Source organism: Terrabacter sp. Soil810 (genome assembly GCF_001429645.1).
In the GTDB taxonomy this organism is placed as follows: domain Bacteria; phylum Actinomycetota; class Actinomycetes; order Actinomycetales; family Dermatophilaceae; genus Terrabacter.
Genome location: NZ_LMSW01000011.1, coordinates 208,112 through 225,689, shown reverse-complemented (window position 1 = coordinate 225,689; position 17,578 = coordinate 208,112). Strand labels below are relative to the sequence as shown.

At 72.8% G+C, this 17,578-nt stretch carries 17 protein-coding genes; 5 read left to right on the top strand and 12 right to left on the bottom strand.

The features are described 5' to 3' along the window. Positions 1–91: 91 nt before the first annotated feature. The 4 genes from ASG96_RS06930 to ASG96_RS06915 form a co-directional block, all read right to left on the bottom strand. Positions 92–298, bottom strand: a complete 207-nt coding sequence (locus tag ASG96_RS06930) for a hypothetical protein (RefSeq protein ID WP_056752559.1) — start codon at positions 296–298, stop codon at positions 92–94. Between the two features lie 100 nt (positions 299–398). Further along, a complete protein-coding gene (locus tag ASG96_RS24535) occupies positions 399–3,407 on the bottom strand; it encodes a LuxR C-terminal-related transcriptional regulator (RefSeq protein ID WP_057587497.1) in 3,009 nt (1,002 codons plus the stop codon). 517 nt (positions 3,408–3,924) lie between these two features. After that, positions 3,925–5,187, bottom strand: coding sequence for an MFS transporter (locus ASG96_RS06920; protein ID WP_082591792.1), 1,263 nt, complete (start codon positions 5,185–5,187; stop codon positions 3,925–3,927). Beyond that, positions 5,181–6,584 (bottom strand): FAD-dependent oxidoreductase, encoded by a 1,404-nt coding sequence (locus ASG96_RS06915; protein WP_057588344.1) that lies wholly within the window; start codon positions 6,582–6,584, stop codon positions 5,181–5,183. The genes ASG96_RS06920 and ASG96_RS06915 overlap by 7 nt, the downstream gene beginning before the upstream one ends. A gap of 153 nt (positions 6,585–6,737) precedes the next feature. Between ASG96_RS06915 and ASG96_RS06910 the strand changes: the two genes are divergently transcribed. Next, positions 6,738–7,091 carry a helix-turn-helix transcriptional regulator gene (locus ASG96_RS06910; RefSeq protein WP_056752552.1) on the top strand — a complete coding sequence of 118 codons (354 nt, stop codon included), beginning with the start codon at positions 6,738–6,740 and terminating at the stop codon, positions 7,089–7,091. A gap of 53 nt (positions 7,092–7,144) precedes the next feature. On the opposite strand, the gene ASG96_RS06905 is transcribed toward ASG96_RS06910, so the two are convergent. The 5 genes from ASG96_RS06905 to arsB all read right to left on the bottom strand — a co-directional run bounded on the left by ASG96_RS06905 (position 7,145) and on the right by arsB (position 11,782). Beyond that, the gene (locus ASG96_RS06905; RefSeq protein WP_057587495.1) at positions 7,145–7,690 is read right to left on the bottom strand and encodes a DinB family protein; all 546 of its coding nucleotides are present in this window, start codon (positions 7,688–7,690) and stop codon (positions 7,145–7,147) included. A 77-nt stretch (positions 7,691–7,767) separates the two neighbouring features. Then, positions 7,768–8,184, bottom strand: coding sequence for an arsenate reductase ArsC (locus ASG96_RS06900; protein ID WP_056752547.1), 417 nt, complete (start codon positions 8,182–8,184; stop codon positions 7,768–7,770). A gap of 30 nt (positions 8,185–8,214) precedes the next feature. Next, on the bottom strand, positions 8,215–8,841 hold the full coding sequence (locus ASG96_RS06895; protein ID WP_056752544.1) for an arsenate reductase ArsC: 627 nt from the start codon (positions 8,839–8,841) through the stop codon (positions 8,215–8,217). Continuing rightward, entirely contained in the window at positions 8,831–10,633 is a 1,803-nt protein-coding gene (gene arsA, locus ASG96_RS06890) for an arsenical pump-driving ATPase (RefSeq protein WP_057588343.1), read from the bottom strand. Before arsA ends, ASG96_RS06895 begins: the two co-directional genes overlap by 11 nt. A 30-nt stretch (positions 10,634–10,663) precedes the next feature. Beyond that, positions 10,664–11,782, bottom strand: a complete 1,119-nt coding sequence (arsB, locus tag ASG96_RS06885; protein ID WP_056754474.1) for an ACR3 family arsenite efflux transporter — start codon at positions 11,780–11,782, stop codon at positions 10,664–10,666. 179 nt (positions 11,783–11,961) lie between these two features. Here arsB and ASG96_RS06880 point away from each other — a divergent pair, with 179 nt between their 5' ends. After that, positions 11,962–12,306, top strand: coding sequence for a helix-turn-helix transcriptional regulator (locus ASG96_RS06880; protein ID WP_057587493.1), 345 nt, complete (start codon positions 11,962–11,964; stop codon positions 12,304–12,306). A gap of 16 nt (positions 12,307–12,322) precedes the next feature. Here ASG96_RS06880 and ASG96_RS06875 read toward each other — a convergent pair whose 3' ends face one another. After that, the gene (locus ASG96_RS06875) at positions 12,323–13,162 is read right to left on the bottom strand and encodes an aldo/keto reductase (protein ID WP_057587490.1); all 840 of its coding nucleotides are present in this window, start codon (positions 13,160–13,162) and stop codon (positions 12,323–12,325) included. A gap of 101 nt (positions 13,163–13,263) precedes the next feature. Beyond that, positions 13,264–13,752 carry a helix-turn-helix domain-containing protein gene (locus tag ASG96_RS06870; RefSeq protein WP_057587488.1) on the bottom strand — a complete coding sequence of 163 codons (489 nt, stop codon included), beginning with the start codon at positions 13,750–13,752 and terminating at the stop codon, positions 13,264–13,266. Between the two features lie 114 nt (positions 13,753–13,866). Between ASG96_RS06870 and ASG96_RS06865 the strand changes: the two genes are divergently transcribed. From ASG96_RS06865 to ASG96_RS06855, 3 genes are all read left to right on the top strand, one after another. Further along, on the top strand, positions 13,867–14,361 hold the full coding sequence (locus ASG96_RS06865) for an SRPBCC domain-containing protein (protein ID WP_057587486.1): 495 nt from the start codon (positions 13,867–13,869) through the stop codon (positions 14,359–14,361). A 164-nt stretch (positions 14,362–14,525) separates the two neighbouring features. Further along, entirely contained in the window at positions 14,526–14,891 is a 366-nt protein-coding gene (locus tag ASG96_RS06860) for a YidH family protein (RefSeq protein WP_056754471.1), read from the top strand. Beyond that, positions 14,888–15,229 (top strand): DUF202 domain-containing protein, encoded by a 342-nt coding sequence (locus ASG96_RS06855; RefSeq protein ID WP_056752528.1) that lies wholly within the window; start codon positions 14,888–14,890, stop codon positions 15,227–15,229. The genes ASG96_RS06860 and ASG96_RS06855 overlap by 4 nt, the downstream gene beginning before the upstream one ends. Before the next feature lie 57 nt (positions 15,230–15,286). On the opposite strand, the gene ASG96_RS06850 is transcribed toward ASG96_RS06855, so the two are convergent. After that, positions 15,287–17,503, bottom strand: coding sequence for an MMPL family transporter (locus tag ASG96_RS06850; protein WP_057587484.1), 2,217 nt, complete (start codon positions 17,501–17,503; stop codon positions 15,287–15,289). Positions 17,504–17,578: the final 75 nt, after the last annotated feature.

Below are 17,578 nucleotides of genomic sequence, written 5' to 3'. Positions count from 1 at the left end.
CCGGTCGCGACGGCCGCTCCGGGGGCCCGGACTGCCTCGGCTCGTGGGGACGAGCCTCGTGGTCCCCCACGGACTCCTGGGTCACCGGGGTTCAGTCCGGCAGGCGCCGCAGCTCGAGGAGCGTGAACCCGAGGTCCTGGAAGCGGTCGAGGATGCCGTGCAGGTGGGGAGCGTCGACGACCCTGCCGTACATGACCGAGCCCTTCGTGCCGATCTCCACGGTCGACTCGTCGAGCTCGGGAAACGCCGCGCGGGCGACCTCGGGGACCTGCTCGGCCAGGATGAACTCGTAGCGCACGCCGCCCCCTTCGTGGGTCGAACCGGATGCCGATGGCTCCTGGTCCGATCGTGCCGCGCTCGGCGGGTCGTGGCGTCACCCCGGGCGGGTGACCCGCGACCTAGAGGAGCCCGAGCCGACGGGCCGCGGCCACGGCATCGCGACGCGAGCCCACGCCGAGCTTCTGGAAGAGCGAGCGCAGCTGTGTCTTGACGGTGTTGCGGCTCACGGCACGGGCGTCGGCGATCTCGGCGACGGTGAGCAGCGACGGGAGCTCACGCAGCAGGCTCAGCTCGCGCGCACTGAGCGCCACGTCGAGCAGGGGCTCGGTCGGCGGCACCGGAGCCTCCAGCGCGTGCTCGCGCAGCACGAGGGCGAACGGCTCGAGCTCACCGAACCGCCCGGCCCCGACGGCGAGCACGTCGGCGACCTCGGGCGCGAGCTCGAGGACCATCCGCAGGGCGCGCTGCGGCGCGGCGCGGGTCAGGGCGACGACGAGGCCCTCGTGGGCCACCGTCGGCTGCGCGTTGCGGTGGGCGACCACCGCCTTGACCAGGTGCGCCGTGACCGCGGGCCGAAGCGGCAGGCTCGCGGGGTCGAGGGACAGCAGGGGGGCGGCGGCCGTCCGGGCCGCGACGTCCTCGCCGGCCCTGAGGTGGCGGACCGACGTCATCACCGCGGTCTCGACCTCGCTGCCGGGCAGGGCCGCGCACAGCTGCTCGATCTCGATGGCCAGCCGTGGGAAGCCTGCCAGCAGCACCACGAGATGGGCTCTGGAGAGCTCCGCGACCGCCATCGCCGGGGTCATCGACAGGCGGCTGACGGCCCGGGCGTCGGCCATGACGCGGGTCGCGACGTCCTGGCGGGCACCCGGTTCGGCCGCCGCCGCGTCGAGGTCGAGGTGCGCCTGGAGCATCCTCGCGAGTCGCGCGAGCTGCTCCAGGCCGCGCGCCGCCGTGGAGGTCGCGTCGGGGCCGTCCACCGGGTCCAGGTCGGGAGCCCCCGCGACGGGCGGGACCGCCGTGACCGCGGCGACGAGCTCGAGGGCGGTGCGGTTGCGCTCGCGAGCGGTCTCGGCGTCGAAGACGTGGAAGGCACCCCACGCCGCCAGGACGTGGGCGGGAAGGAGCCGCGGCGACATCGCCCAGGGGGTGCCCTGGGCGTCGGCGAGCACCTGCTCGGACCACGCCCTCATGTGGACGAGGTCTTCCTGGCCGGCGGCGACCGAGGCGAGGCCGACCATGGCCTGCAGGGCCGACAGGACGTGGCCGGCGTCGCGGGCGGTCACCAGGGCGGCGCCGTAGGCCGCCCGCGCCTCGTCGAGCCGGCCGGCACCGAGCAGGACGCCTCCGCTCGTCAGCTCGTCGAGCAGGGTCAGGTCGGTCCGCGCGTGCGGGACGCGCCCCGCCGGCCGACCGCGCCTCGGGAGGCCTTCTGCGGCATACGGACTCGTCGGGAGGTCGACGCCCGGGAGCGTGACCGCGCCTGGTGCGGGACGGCCGACCGACCAGGTCCGCAACGTGGAGGAGAGCTCTGCGGCAAGGCCGTCGGTGACCCTCTCGTCCCCGGTGGGCTGGACTCCCAGGTGCTCGGGCGGGCTCTCGGTGCGGCGGCGCCCGGCGTCGTCACCGACGAAGGAGAGCCAGCGCAGGCCGACGGACAGGAGGCGCTCGAGGGGAAGCACTCCGGGGTCGCGGCCCGCGGGGTCGGCGGACGCGGGGTCGCCATCGGTCGCGCCCGCGAGCCACGTCCCCGGCTGGGTCGCCAGCGACGCCAGCTGCACCCGGGCGGACACCGGATCGGACAGGTCGAGGCTCGCGAGCGCTGCGACCGCCGTCATGACCGGGTCACCCTCGTGGACCGTGCGCACCGCGGCCTCGACGTCGGCGGCCCGGCCGTCGAGGAGCAGGTGGAGGGCGTGGTGGTGGATGACGTCGCTCATGAGGCCGAGGTCACCGGCCGCCTCGGCGTGACGCAACGCCTGCCCGGGGACGTCGTGGGCGGCATACCACTGGGCCGCGCGCGCATGGACCTCTCGGGCGCCCCGGAGGCTCCGGGACTCGAGCATCGCGCCGAGGTAGCTGCGCAGGAGCACGTGGTAGCGGTAGGTCGGGGGCCCGACCCGGTCGACGGTGACCATGGCGTTGTCGGACGAGAGCGCCTCGAGCAGCGCACCCGCGTCGTCGCGCCCGGTGACGGCTGCGGCGAGCTCGGGTGTGAGGTCCTCGAGGACCGAGGTCGAGACGAGGAAGTCCCGCGTCGACTCGTCGAGGCTCGCGAGCACCTCCTCGACGAGGTAGCCCGACATCGCACGGTGGCTCCGCGCGAACTCGCGCAGGAACCCCTCGGCGTCACGACCGCGCGCCAGCGAGACGGCCGCGAGGGCGACGCCCGCGGCCCAGCCCTCGGTGAGCTCCTGCAGGTGGCGCACCTGCCCGTCGTCGAGGTCGAGGTCGTGTCGGGACAACAGCTCTCGCGTGTCGTCGACGGAGAAGCGGAGCTGGTGCTCCCGCACCTCGACCAGGCGCTCCTCCAGACGCAGCCGCGCCAGGCGCAGACCGGGGTCGGCACGCGTGCCGATGACCACGTGCAGGTACGGCGGCGCCCAGCGGACGATCAGCCCGACGAGCTCGACGCAGCGCGGGTCGCGGACGAGGTGCAGGTCGTCGAGGACGAGCCACGTGTCCGTGGGAGCCTCGCCGGCGAGACCGATGAGGCGCGAGACGAAGGCGTGCCCCACCCGGCTCGGGACCGTCTCCTCGTCGATCGCGGGGACGTGGGGTCCGACGGCCGCACGGACGGCACCGAGAAGGGTCTCGGCCATGACCTGAGGGTCGTTGTCCTCGCGGTCGAGGGACGCCCAGCCGACGAGGTCGCCGCGCCCTTCGAGCGCCTCCGACCAGTCCGCGAGCAGGGTCGTCTTCCCCGTGCCGACCGAGCCTGCGACGAGCACGAGAGTGCCGCGGGCCCGCTCGGTCGCGGAGGCCAGTGGCACCGGCGCCGGGATCGCGGCACGGCGCACCGTCCGGACCGTGAGGCCCGGCGGACGGTGCTTGGGCGAGGGCCGGCAGGCGGCGGAGCGGCGGCCACCGACGTGCTCGTCGGTGGCCCGCGCCGTCCCCGAGTGCACGGCGTCAGCCCTCGCCGGACGACCCACCCGGTCGCCCGGAGGGGTCTGGGGGCTCAGGGCTCTGGCTGCTGGGGACGGGCCATGCTGGGAGGGGCATCACGGTGCACTTTCGTGAGGGGGTCACGCAGGCGACACGATCCGGGCTGGACGCTCGACCACCGACCACCGCGGTGACCGGCCGCTCGGCCCGGCTTCACCGTACCCCTGCCCCCAGCCGTCGTTCAGGATTGAGGCGTTTCCTCGTGGGTGCGTCCACCGGCTGAACGCCGGTTGCCGGGCCGAGTGGCCGGACGCGACTCCGGTGCGTCGTAGACCGCCACGGAGCGGTCGGCCGGTGGGAGAGGGAGACCTCATCAAGGGGTGAGCGGATGTCCATGAGCGCGGAGTGCGAGAACGGCTGGCACAAGAGGTGCCCGGCGAACGGCACGGTGGACCACACGTGTTCGTGCACGTGTCACTGGGACGACGACGAGGAGCCGCGCGACTGACGCACGTCCGGGAGACTCCGCGACCTGTGTCACGTGAACGACACGATGCAGGCTGCACCGGCCGAGATCGCCGCAAGCACCCAGAAGAAGGCCGGGTACCCCCCGAGCTGTCCTGCGAGGGCGGCTCCGACCCACGGCGCCGTCGCCGACGCGATCGTCACCGGGGCTGCCAGGGTCGCGGTCAGACGTCCGTACGCACGAGTCCCCCACCGATCGGTGACGGCGGTCGCCTGCAGGAGCGTGAGGTTGCCGCGGACCATCCCGGCGCCCATGGCCACGAGGGTGACGAGCCAGATCGGCCCGGCGAGGGACGCGAGGAGCGCGGTCGTCACGCCCCCGGCGAGGATGAGGACGGCGGTGCGCGTCCGCGTGCTGGTGCGCGCCGCGAGAGGCGCGTAGAGCAGGCGGCCCATGGTCTGCCCCAGGCCTCCGAGCCCGAGCGCCCACGCGGCCTGGGACGTGGAGGCACCGCGTTCGGTGAGCAGCGGGATGAGCCCGAACACGACGGCGTACATCGCGAACCCGGACAGCGTGAGCGCGACGGCCAGCTGGAGGAAGGGCCGGCTCGTGGTGATGGCGCGAGCACTCAGTGCGACGGCCGTGACCGATCTCGACGCATGGTCGGGAGGGTGCGGTGGCCACGGGCCCCGGAGACCCACGGCGTGCAGCGGTGCCGCGATGACCAGGACGACGCCGGCGAGCGCGAGGGTGGCGTGACGCCACCCGAGGCGGTCGGTGAGTGTCGCCGTGATCGGGGCGAACACGGTGCTGGCGAGGCCGCCGGCGAGGGTGAGGATGGTCAGGGCCCGGACCCGGTCATGGCCGTACCAGCGCGTGAGTGCGGCGAAAGCAGGCTGGTAGAAGGTCGCTGCCATCGCGATACCGGTCAGCATCCATCCGAACGTGAACACGAGCAGGTTCGGGGCGACGGCGATGACGGCGAACCCGGTGGCGCCGAGCAGCGAGCCTGCCGTCATCAGCCGGCGCGGTCCGGCCCTGTCGATGAGGCGTCCGACCGGGATGCCGACGAGGGCCGAGACGACGAGCGCGGCGGAGAACGCCGCGGTCGTGGTCGTCGCGGGCCAGCCGGTGTCGTGCGTGAGGGCGGGCAGCATGACGGGGAAGGCGTAGTAGAGCACGCCCCAGCCGACGACCTGGGTGATGCACAGCGCCGGGAGCGCCCAGCGGGGACGGTGCAGAAGGCCTGACGCCGTGGCGACGGCGACGCCGGAGCGGGCCCTCGACGTCGCCGTGCTCGCCGGGCCGTCGTCGTCGGCGAGAGGGGTCAGCATCCGGTGGGTCCGCACGCACCCCCGCTGCTGGACGGGGCGCCGATCTGGACGAGCTGCGGGACGGCGGGTGCGCAGCAGCCGCCGACCTGCCCCGCGTCGCCGTCGGCCGTGGTCGCGTCCGGATCGTCGAACAGGCCCGCCCCGCCGCAGACCCCCGTCTCCGGGAGCGTCAGCTCCACGCGTGAGGCGGACTCGTGGTCACCGGCCAGCGCGGCCGCCACGGAGCGGACCTGCTCGTAGCCGGTCAGCGCCAGGAAGGTCGGCGCGCGGCCGTAGGCCTTCATCCCGACCACGTAGGCGTCCTGCTCGTCCTGGGCCAGCTCGCGGGCGCCGTGCGGGTAGACGGTGCCGCACGAGTGGACGTTGGGGTCGATGAGCGGCGCGAGTCCGACGGGCGCCTCGAGCCGGTCGTCGAGGCGCAGGCGCAGCTCCGACATGATCGAGTGGTCCGGGCGGAACCCGGTCAGTCCGACGACCTCGTCGAGGCCGTCGATGCGGCGTCCGTCCTCGCTGACCAGGACCAGAGCGCCGCTGCCGACGGGCTCGACGGCCTGCGTCCGGAACCCGGTGACGACCTCGATGTGTCCTGCCGCGACAGCCTCGCGTGCGCGCAGGCCGAGGGCGCCGCGCGCGGGCAGCTGGTCCGCGTCGCCGCCGCCGTAGGCGCTGCCGACGGCCCCCCGGCGCAGGACCCAGACAGCCTTCGTCCCGGGCACCTTCTCGGCGAGGGTGGCCAGGGCGACCAGCGCCGTGAGGGCGGAGTGGCCCGACCCGACGACTGCCGTGCGCCGTCCCCCGAAACGCGCCACATCGCCTGCCTTGCTGACGTCGGGGACGCGGTAGGAGACGTGGGCCGCGACGTCGGGCTCGTGCTCCCCGTCTGCCGGGTAGCCGTCGCTGCCGAGCGGGTTCGGGCGCGTCCACGTGCCGGAGGCGTCGACGACGGCGCCGGCGGTGACCCGGCTCGTTCGCCCGTCTGCATGGCGCACGTGGACGGTGAAGGGCTGCTCCTCGCGGCCGGAGTCGACGACCCGGTCTCGGCCCCGCCGGGCGACGCCGGTCACGGTGGCGCCGGTTCGGATGCGGTCACCGAGGGCGTCGGCCAGCGGCTGGAGGTACTCCTGCGCCCACTCGGCGCCGGTCGGGTAGTGGTTCGGGTCGGGCTCGACCCAGCCCAGGCGGGAGAGCAGGCGTCGAGCGGCCGGGTCGACGAGCTCTGACCAGCGGGAGAAGAGCCGCACGTGGCCCCAGGACGCCACGGCGGAGCCGGCACGGTCGCCGCGCTCGAGCACGATCGGCTCGAGCCCCCGCTCGAGAAGGTGTGCCGCCGCGGCCAGACCGATCGGGCCGGCGCCGATGACAGCGACGGGCGCGGCGGTCCATGGCGAAGCGCTCACGGCGGTGTCGGTGGGTGCTGGGGTCGTGGTGGTCACGTGACGCCTCCGGTTCGGTCGGGGTGCCGCCGCCGGGCGGAACCACGCGGTTTCGATGGTTGTCGATGTCGACACAGCCATCTTGCAACTGGCATAGACAGATGTCAACATAGACGTATGTCAAATCCACTGCCCGTCGTCGACGTCACCGGCGCAGCCTGCTGCGCACCGCTGGCACGCTCCCCGATCAGCGAGACGGATGCGGAGCGCGTGGCGGTCATGTTCAAGGCGCTGGGCGACCCCGTGCGACTGAGGCTGTTCTCCAACATCGCCTCCGCCGAGGGTGGCGAGGCCTGTGTGTGCGACATCCAGGACGTCGGCGTCTCGCAGCCGACCGTCTCCCACCACCTCAGGAAGCTGCGCGAGGCCGGGCTGCTCGAGTCCGAACGACGTGGGAGCTGGGTGTACTACCGGGTTGATCCCGACGTCCTCGCCGTCATGGCCGAGCTGCTCGCGCCGGTCAGCGCCTGATCCGGCCGGCAGCAGCCCACGACGCCCTCGGGCTCGGACCCGGGGGGCCGCCGCTACAGCTCGATCGTGAGCTGCCTCCGGTGGAAGTCGTAGTGCTGCATGCCGTACGCGTACACGTCGGCCAGCGTCATCGTGTCCCGGAAGAAGGGGTCCCAGCCGAGCGGGAAGTGCATCCGTCGACCGAGCGCTTCAGCTGACTCGGCGTCGAGCCGGCGGTGCAGCCGCGAGATGGTGTGGTCGAGCTGTCGGGTGAGCCGTGGACCGCGGAAGACGAGCGCGCCGCCGACGGACCCGAGGAAGTTGACGTTGTGGAACGGTCCCGTCGCGGCGTCGAGCATCGCCGCGAAGGCCCGACTGAACCCGTCGGGTAGCCGCCCGAACATCCGCACCAGCGGGAGCAGCCGTCGCACGATGAGGAAGCCGAAGGCCATGTGCCACAGCAGCTGACCGTTGGTCCACCGGGTCCCACGAGTGGAGCGACGGAGATCGTCAGGGCCGGCGCCGGCGACCAGGTCTCGGAAGTCGGCACGAACTCTGTCCAGATCAGCGTGGATGCGCTGGCGTTCGGTCGATGCCAGGGGGGCCGTGGGAGGGGCCATGGGACCAGTCTCGCGCGGTGAGCACGATCGCGGAAGGGAGTCCCTCGCCGATGGCCGCGCCAGCCGACCGCGCCGCGTCAGGCGTTGACCGGCGTGACGTCCAGGGACTCGAGCAGGCCGAGGATGCGCTGCTTGATCCCGTCACGGATGGGCCGCACCGCCTCGATGCCCTTGCCGGCGGGGTCCGTGAGCTCCCAGTCCTCGTAGCGCTTGCCGGGGAAGATCGGGCACGTGTCGCCGCACCCCATGGTGATGACGACGTCGGACTCCTTGACCGCCTCTGTCGTGAGGATCTTGGGGGTCTCGGCGGTGATGTCGATGCCCTCCTCGGCCATGGCGGCAACAGCCGAGGGGTTGACCTGGTCGGCGGGAGCGGATCCCGCAGAGCGGACCTCGACGGCGCCGCCGGAGAGGTGGGCGAGGTAGGCGGCGGCCATCTGGGAGCGGCCGGCGTTGTGGATGCAGACGAACAGGACGGACGGCTTGTCGGTCATGAGTGCTCCTGGGTCGAGGGTGGGGGAGGGTCAGATGCCGAGGTCGCGGAGCAGCCGGGTGACGCGGCCCTGGATGTCGTCGCGGATGTCGCGGACGGTCTCGATGGGCTGGCCGGAGGGGTCGACGACGTCCCAGTCCTCGTACCGCTTGCCCGGCAGGATCGGGCAGGCGTCGCCGCAGCCCATCGTGATGACGACGTCCGCGGCGCGCACGACGTCGTCCGACAGCGGCTTCGGGTAGGCCTCGGAGAGATCGATCCCGCGCTCCTTGAGGACGGCGATGGCGGTGGCGTTGACCTCACCGACAGGGGCTGAGCCGGCCGAGCGGACGTGGACACGACCGCCGGACAGGTGCTGGGCCAGTGCCGCGGCGATCTGGGACCGCCCCGCGTTGTGGACGCAGACGAAGAGCAGCTCAGGGACCTGCTTGGTGATCCGACCCTCGGCCTGAGCGGCCGCCGTCAGCTGAGTGGTGGCGTACCTGGCGGTGAGGATCGGCAGGTACGTGGGGATCCGGGACACCGGCTCGAGGGCGGCTCGGGCATCTGCGACGGCCTGCGCCACCGACTCCTTGGAGAAGACCCCGTCGTACTTGTACGTCAGGTCCTCGACGATCCGGTCGTAGTCGGGTCCGCCGGCGGGAGTGTCAGTGCGCATCGACCAGGTTGCCTTCCGTGAGGGGACGGGTGAGCTCGGACAGCGCTGCGGCGCCGACGGGTTCGCTGGCCAGCAGCGGCAGGACGGCCACGCGCTGGCAGAGCTCCGTCACGCGGGTGAGCGGCTCCGCCTCGGCGTGGGCGCGGGCCTGCAGGAACGGCGAGCTCGGCCCTGCCGCGGCCAGGCTGCCGTTGACGACCCAGGCCCAGGGGGTGATGCCGGCCCGGACGAGGTCGTCCTGCAGCTCCTCGGCCTCGAGCACCGGGGTCGTCTCGGGAAGGCTGACGATGACGACCTTGGTCTGGGCCGGGTCCTGCAGCCGCATGAGCGGGGTCACGAAGTGCGCGCCCTCGCTCATCTGCCGGGTGATCTCACGGTGGTACGAGCCGGTCGCGTCGAGCAGGAGCAAGGTGTGCCCGGTCGGCGCGGTGTCGAGCACGACGAACTGCTTCCGGGATCGGAACACGACGTGGGAGAACTGCTGGAAGACCGCGACCTCGTCGGTGCACGGCGACTTGAGGTCCTCAGCCAGGACGGCTCGGCCGGCGTCGTCCAAGGCCTTGCCGTTGCCAGCCATCACCCGCGCCCGATACTCGGTGATCGCCTGCTCCGGGTCGATGCGCTCGACGGTGAGGTGCGGGGTCTCGGCCTGCAGTGTCTCGTTCAGGTGCGCCGCCGGGTCGGTGGTCGTGAGCAGCGTCTCGTGGCCTCGGGAGGCGAGCTCGAGGGCGACGGCAGCGGCGACCGTGGTCTTGCCGACTCCGCCCTTGCCCATGCACATGACGAGCCCGTGCCCGTCGGCCTCCAGCCCGTCGACGAGACCACGCAGATCCGTGAATCCGTCCGGGAGCGAAGCGATCTCAGCGGCAGGTTCTGGGAGCGACGGAGCCTCGGGCTCGAAGAGCGCCCGCAGGGCCGGCACGCCGACGGTGTTGACGGCCAGCAGCGGCAGGGTGGTCCGGGGCAGCGCGGCCACGGCGTGGGGGAGGAAGTCGAGGGCCGCCTCCTCACGGGAGCGGACCGCGTGGGCCAGCTCGTCCCCCGGGGCGCCGGTGACGGCATACGAAGGCATGACGCCGTTGACGACGAGGTGGGCGTTCGTCATGCCCAGCTCGCGCAGCTCCTCGTACGTCCTCGCGGCCTCACGGAGGGAGGAACGCTGCGGCCGGGTCACGAGGACCAGGCGCGTACGCGTGGGGTCCGTCAGCGCGGCCAGAGCGCCGGCATAGTCGTGGCGCCGACGATCCAGGCCGGCCACGGGTCCGAGGCACGACACGTCGCCCTTGCCGTCGGACAGGTAGGTGGTCCACTCCCCCGGCAGCTGCAGCAGTCGCACGGTGTGCCCCGTGGGCGCGGTGTCGAAGAGGACGTGGTCGTACGCAGCGGTGGCGGACTCGTCGGCGAGCAACGACGCGAACTCGTTGAACGAGGCGATCTCGGTCGTGCACGCACCGGACAGCTGTTCCGTCATCGCGGAGATCTCCGCCGCGGGCAGCAGGTCGCGCACCGGGTCGATGATGGTGGCACGGTACGCGTCGACCGCCTGCTGAGGGTCGATCTCGAGGGCGTCCAGGCCCGGGACGGTCGGCACCGGTGTGATCGTGTTGCCGATGCCGACCCCGAAGACCTGTCCGACGTTCGAGGCCGGGTCGGTACTCGTCAGCAGGACCCGCTTGCCCTGCCCCGCGAGGCGTACCGCCGTGGCGCAGGCCAGCGAGGTCTTGCCGACGCCGCCCTTGCCGGTGAAGAAGAGGAACCGCGGCAGGTCGTCGAGGAACGGCAGGCGAGGCATCAGCACGGTGCGGACTCGTGCGCCGGCAGGTCAGGCATGGCGCGACCCGGCAGCCTGCGTGAGCGGCGCGCCCGGACTGCCGGGCCGAGCGGTGAAGCGCTTGCGCAGGGCGAGGCTGACGTAGACCAGCGCGACGAGGGCCGGGACCTCGATGAGGGGGCCGACGACGCCGGCGAGGGCCTGCCCGGAGGCAGCGCCGAAGGTCGCGATGGCCACGGCGATCGCCAGCTCGAAGTTGTTGCCCGCCGCCGTGAACGCGAGCGTCGCCGTGCGCTCGTAGCCGAGTCCGAGGCCCGCTCCGAGCCCGAAGCCGCCGCCCCACATCAGGGCGAAGTAGACGAGCAGGGGCAGCGCGATGCGCACGACGTCGAGCGGCTGCGAGGTGATGGCCTCACCCTGGAGGGCGAAGAGGATGACGATCGTGAAGAGCAGGCCGTAGAGCGCCCAAGGGGCGACCCTCGGGATGAACTTCGTCTCGTACCAGTCCCGCCCACGCGCCCGCTCCCCGATACGGCGGGACAGGAAACCTGCCAGCAGCGGGATGCCGAGGAAGATGAGCACGGACCGGGCGATGTCCCACGTCGACGCGTCGATGCCGGTCTGCTCGAGGCCGAGCCATCCGGGCAGCACCGAGAGGTAGAACCACCCCAGCCCGGCGAAGGCCACGACCTGGAAGACGGAGTTGATCGCGACGAGCACCGCGGCCGCCTCGCGGTCCCCGCACGCGAGGTCGTTCCAGATGATGACCATGGCGATGCAGCGGGCGAGCCCGACGATGATGAGGCCGGTGCGGTAGGCGGGCAGGTCGGGCAGGAAGATCCACGCCAGGGCGAACATCAGGGCCGGTCCGAGGACCCAGTTGAGGAACAGCGAGCTCAGCAGGAGGCGCTTGTCGCCGGTCACCGAGTCGAGCCGGTCGTAGCGGACCTTGGCGAGGACGGGATACATCATGACGAGCAGGCCGAGGGCGATCGGCAGCGAGACGCCGTCGACCTCCACGCGCGCGAGGCCGTCGCCGAGCCCGGGGACGAGACGCCCGAGCAGCAGGCCGGCCAGCATGGCCAGCCCGATCCACACCGGCAGGAAGCGGTCGAGCGTCGAGAGCTTCGCCGCCACGGGGTCATGCGGCGCGGGCGTGCCTCCGGACATGCTCCCGGGTGTGGTCTCGGGCGGGGCGCTGGGGCTGGGCGGGTTGGTCACCGGAGTCCTTCGAACGGGCGGGGTCACTGCCAGACGCATCGACGGTGGTCGATACGTCCACGTTGGCAGCCTCATCGGTGTGTGTCAATATGGATCATCGTCGATGCCGGTGAACGGAGGGTGAACCCGTGAGCGTGACCACGCTGAGCACCACCCCGCAGGAGATCTCCGCCTGCGGCACTGCGCCCGTCGAGCCCCTCGACCGCACGGAGGCCGACCGCCGGGCAGCGCTGCTCAAGGCGCTCGCCGACCCGGTGCGCCTCCAGCTGCTCAGCATCATCAGCGCCTCGCCCGGCTGCGAGGCGTGCGTGTGCGACATGACCGAGGCCGTCCAGGTCTCGCAGCCGACGGTCAGCCACCACCTCAAGACCCTCGTCGACGCCGGCATCCTCAGCCGAGAACGCCGGGGCAGCTGGGCCTGGTTCCGGCTCGACGTCGAGCAGCTCGCCGCCGTGCGCGGCTTCCTGGCCTAGGTCGACGGCTCGCGCCTCACATCTCCTCGTGCGTGTTCGGGTCGCCGCCGAAGAGACGCCCGTCCTCACGGCCGAGGGCGGAGATCGCGGCGACCTCGTCCTGGCTCAGCTCGAAACCGAAGACGTCGAGGTTGGCGCGCTGCCGCTCGGCGTCCGACGACTTCGGCAGCGGCACGACGCCGAGCTGCACGTGCCAGCGCAGGATCGCCTGCGCCGGCTCGACGCCGTGCGCCTCGGCAGCCGCGGCCACCGGGTCGGCGGCGAAGGGCGCGTTGCGCTTGCCGAGCGGGCTCCACGCCTCGGTGACGATGCCGAGCCGTTCGTGCACCCCCCGTAGGCGCTCCTGCGGGAAGAGCGGGTGCAGCTCGACCTGGTTGAGCACCGGCGTCACGCCGGTGGCCTCGATGACGTCGGCGAGGTGCTGCTCGGTGAAGTTGCTGACGCCGACGGACCGCACGAGCCCGCGCTCGCGGCACTCGACGAGCGCGCGGTAGGCGTCGACGTAGAGGCCGACGCTCGGGTTGGGCCAGTGGATGAGCGCGACGTCCACCCGCTCGAGGCCGAGGCGCTCGAGCGACTCCTCGACGGAGGCGATGGCGCGGTCGTACGCGTGGTCGCGGCCGGGCACCTTCGTCTGGACGACGATCTCGTCACGGGGCACGCCGGACCGGCGGATCGCCTCGCCCACCTCCGCCTCGTTGCCGTAGTTGACGGCCGTGTCGAGCAGCCGGTAGCCGGCCTCGAGCGCGGTCACCATGGCGCGTATGCCGTCCTCCCCCGTGAGGGGGTACGTGCCGAAGCCGGTGGCGGGGAGGGTCGTGCCGTCGCCCAGGGTGCGTGTCGGAACCTGCGTCATGGGTCCCAACCTAGGCACTCGGGGCGTCGGGGGCGAGGGTCGTGACGACGAACACCTCTCCCGTGATCCGCATGACCCGGCGAGCCTGAAGCGAGCGGGCCTCAGCCGGTGGGGCGTGGCCGGCGCTGCGCGAGGTACTCCTGGGGCATGCCCGGACCTGGCCTCACGCGCACCTCGTCGGCGTCGACGGTGCCGCACGTGGCACAGACGACGGCCTGGGTGACGGCGTCGCCGCACGTGGCGTGGCGGTAGAGGATCGGCGGCCCGTCGGGGGCCGCCCAGCGGTCGCCCCACTGGGTCAGCGCGATGAGCGCGGGCGCCAGCTCGCGGCCCTTGTCGGTCAGGACGTACTCGAACTGCTCTGGGCGCTCGGAGTAGCGGCGCCGCTCCATGACGCCCGTCTCGACGAACGCGTCGAGGCGGGCCTTGAGGATGTTGGTGGCGACGCCGAGGTTGTGCTGGAAGTCGCTGAAGCGGGTCACCCCGGCGAAGAGCGCGTCGCGCACGATGAGCAGGCTCCACCGCTCGCCCACCACCTCGAGGGCGCGGGCGATGGAGCACACCTGCTGGTCGTACGTCCTGCCGAGCACGAACCCATCCTAGCCAAGTGCTTGCATCATGAAAGCACCCGGTCCTACAGTGACTTGCATGATGCAAGTGACTGTCACCACCGGGTGACGGCACCGATGGATGGGAGCAGGACCATGAGCACCGACCTCACCTTGTCGTTCACCGTCGACCAGACGCCCGAGCAGGCCTTCGCCGCCATCACCGACGTCCGCGCCTGGTGGTCGGGCACGATCGAGGGGCCCACCGACCGCCTCGGGGCGGAGTTCTCCTACTCCGTGCCCGACATCCACTGGTCGACGTTCCGGATCACCGAGCTCGAGCCCGACCGGAGGGTCAGCTGGCTCGTGCTGGACGCGTGGCTGTCCTTCACCGAGGACCACGAGGAGTGGAAGGGCACGACCGTCACCTTCGAGGTGTCCGAGACCGACGACGGGACCCTCGTCCGCTTCACCCACGTGGGGCTCTCGCCCGAGCAGGAGTGCTACGAGGTGTGCCACACGGCCTGGGGACAGTACGTCCTCGGCAGCCTGCGCTCGCTCGTCGAGTCCGGGGCCGGCCGGCCCAACTCCTTCGAGGGCCAGGACAAGCTCGACGCCGCCCTCGCCGGCACGGTCGCCCTCCCGGGCTGAGGCCGGGGCTCCCGCGTGAGCCAGGCGCGGTCACCGGGGCCCGCCCCGCCACGACCGGGGCGGGATCACGCGCGTGCCGCAGCGACCGGTCGACCCGCCGCGGGAGGATGATCGGTGCGACCCCTGCGAGCGCAGGGGTGGTCGAGGAGGAGGACGACGCACCGATGGCCGAGGACCGCGGACGCTTCCCCCGCTCCGTCTTCGAGGAGGGCGAGGACCCGGACCCCCGCTTCAGCCTCGCCAACGAGCGCACCTTCCTCGCATGGATCCGCACCGGCCTGGCCTTCGTGGCGGCGGGGCTCGCCGTCGAGGCCCTGCAGCTGCCCGTGACCGAGTGGCTGCGGGTCACGATCTCCGTCCTGCTCGTGCTCGCCGGCATCGCCGCGACGGCGCAGGCCTGGCTCTCGTGGGTGCGCACCGAGCGCGCGATGCGTCACCTCGCGCCCCTGCCGTCCTCGGGGCTCAAGCTGCCGATCGCGGTGCTGCTCGGGCTCGTCGCCCTCGCCGTCGTCGTCGGGCTGCTGCTGTGACCTCCCCCGCCGACCCCGGTCTGCAGGCGGAGCGCACGTCGCTCGCCTGGCGGCGCACGGCGCTCTCGGTCGCCGTCGGCTCGCTCATCGGACTGCGCGTGCTCCCGCAGCAGCTCGGACCGACGGGGTATGCCGTGGCGGGACTCGGCCTGGTGTGGAGCGCCGACCTCGCCCTGACGGCACGACGCCGCTACCGCGACGGCCGCCGCCTGCTGCGCACCGGTGACGGCCGCGACCCCCGAGCCGTCGCCGCCCCGACGCTGGCCCGCACGGCCGCCACCGCGGGGGTCGTCGCGGTCTCGGCCCTGGTCCTCGTCCTCGTGATCGCGCTCCGCTGACGCCGCGACCCCGGATGCCGCGCCCCCTCTCCCCCACGGCATCCGGGGTCGGCGACGTCAGGGAGCGGGCTGGGCGACCGGCGGGTCCGTGACCGTGGCGCCGGCGGATCCGCCGGTGGGACGGAGCTTCTCGCCCTCGATGTCGACGTCGGGCATCGCCCGGTCGAGCCAGCGCGGCAGCCACCACGCCTTGTCGCCGAGGAACGACATGACGGCCGGCACGAGCGACAGGCGCACGACGAAGGCGTCGACGGCGACACCGAACGCGAGCGCGAAGCCCATCGACTTGATGATCGGGTCCTCGACGAGGACGAAGCCGGCGAAGACCGACATCATGATGAGCGCCGCCGCGACGACGACGCGTGCGCCGTGGCCCACGCCCGCGACGACCGCCTCACGCGCGGTCTCGCCGTGCACGAAGTCCTCGCGCATCCGCGAGACGAGGAAGACCTCGTAGTCCATCGCGAGACCGAAGAGGATGCCGATGAGCAGGATCGGGAGGAAGCTGACGAGCGGACCCGCGGTCTCGAGCCCGACGAGCGACGACAGCCACCCCCACTGGAAGATCGCGACCGTCGCGCCGAACGCCGCGCCGATCGTCAGCAGGAAGCCGAGCGTTGCCTTGAGCGGCACGAGCAGCGAGCGGAACATCAGCATGAGCAGCACGAAGCCGAGCCCGACGACGACGAGCAGGTAGATGGGAAGAGCGGCGGACAGCTTGTCGGACACGTCGACGCCGACGGCCGTGACACCGGTGACGGAGATATCGGCGCCGGTGGCCGCGGACGTCACGGCGAGCGACGAGCGCAGGTCGCGCACGAGGTCGACGGTCGCCTGGGCGGTCGGCCCCGACTTCGGGATGACGGCGAGGATCGTGGTCCGCCCGTCGGCGCTCGTCTGCCCGGGTGCGACCGCGAGCACGCCCGGCAGGGCGGAGGCGGCCTTCGCGGCGCCGGCCGCGGCCTGCTGCGCCTGCTGCGGGGTGTCGCCGTGGACGACCATGACGAGCCTGCCGTTGAAGCCCTCGCCGAAGCCCTCGGAGATGAGGTCGTACGCCACGCGCTTGCTGCTCGTGACCGGCGCGGTGCCGTCGTCGGGCAGGGCGAGACGCATGTCGGCGGCCGGGAGGGCGACCGCGCCGAGGAGCACGACGCCGGCGACGAGCACCGGCACGCGGTGGCGGACCGTGAACCGGCCCCAGGCGAAGCCGCGGTTGCCGGCACGCTCGTCGAGGTCGGTCCCGAACCCCTCGTCGCGGTCGGCCCGACGCTGGCGTCGGGACAGCACGCGGTCGCCCGCGAAGCCGAGCAGGGCCGGCAGCAGCGTCACAGCCACGAGGACGGCGACGAGGACGGTCCCGGCGGCGGCGAGACCCATCGCGGTCAGGAACGGGATGCCGACGACGGACAGACCCGCAAGGGCGATGATCACCGTCAGGCCGGCGAAGACCACGGCGGTGCCCGCGGTGCCCACGGCCCGGGCGGCGGCCTCCTGGCGCTCGAGGCCGAGGGCGAGGTTGTGCCGGTAGCGCGAGGTGATGAAGAGCGAGTAGTCGATGCCGACGGCGAGACCCAGCATGAGGGCCAGCACCGGCGTGACGCTCGAGAGCTCGACAGCGTGCCCGACGATGAGCAGGCCGATCATGCCGACGCCCACGCCGACGAGCGCGTTGACCATCGTCATGCCGGCCGCGACGAGCGAGCCGAAGGTGATGACGAGCACCACGAGGGCCACGAGCACACCGATGCCCTCGGTCGAGCCGATCTCGGGGGTGGCGAGCAGGGGCTCGCCGCCCGCGGCCACCGTCCACCCGGCCGGGGCGTCGTCGCCGAGGGCCTCGTAGGCGGCGCGCTGGTCGGCGCTGAGCTCGTCGGCCGTCCGGTCGAACTGCACGGTGACGAGGCCGTAGCGCCCGTCCTGGCTGATCGCCTTGGTGTCGAACGGGCTCAGCGCGCCGACGACCCCGGGGACCTTCGAGGCCCGCGCCACGACGTCGTCGACGACGGCCTTGGAGGCGGGCGCCACGAGGGTCTGCCCCTCCGGCGCCCGGACGACGACGGTGCCGGACGCGCCGCTCGCCTGCGGGAACTCCTGTGCGAGCGCCTCGAGCGCGCGCTGGGACTCGGTGCCGGGGATCGTGACGCTCGAGGTCGGTGCGCTGCCGAGTGCCAGCAGCACCCCGGCGAGCACGGCGAGCAGGACGAACCAGGCAGACGCGACGACGCCGCGACGTCCGAACGCGAAGCGTCCGATCCGGTAGAGCAGGGTGGCCATCGGGGTGACTCCAGGGGCTCGAAGTGGCTCGCAGTGGCTCGCCGCGACGGGGGCGCGAGCTCGAGGTGGTGGTGC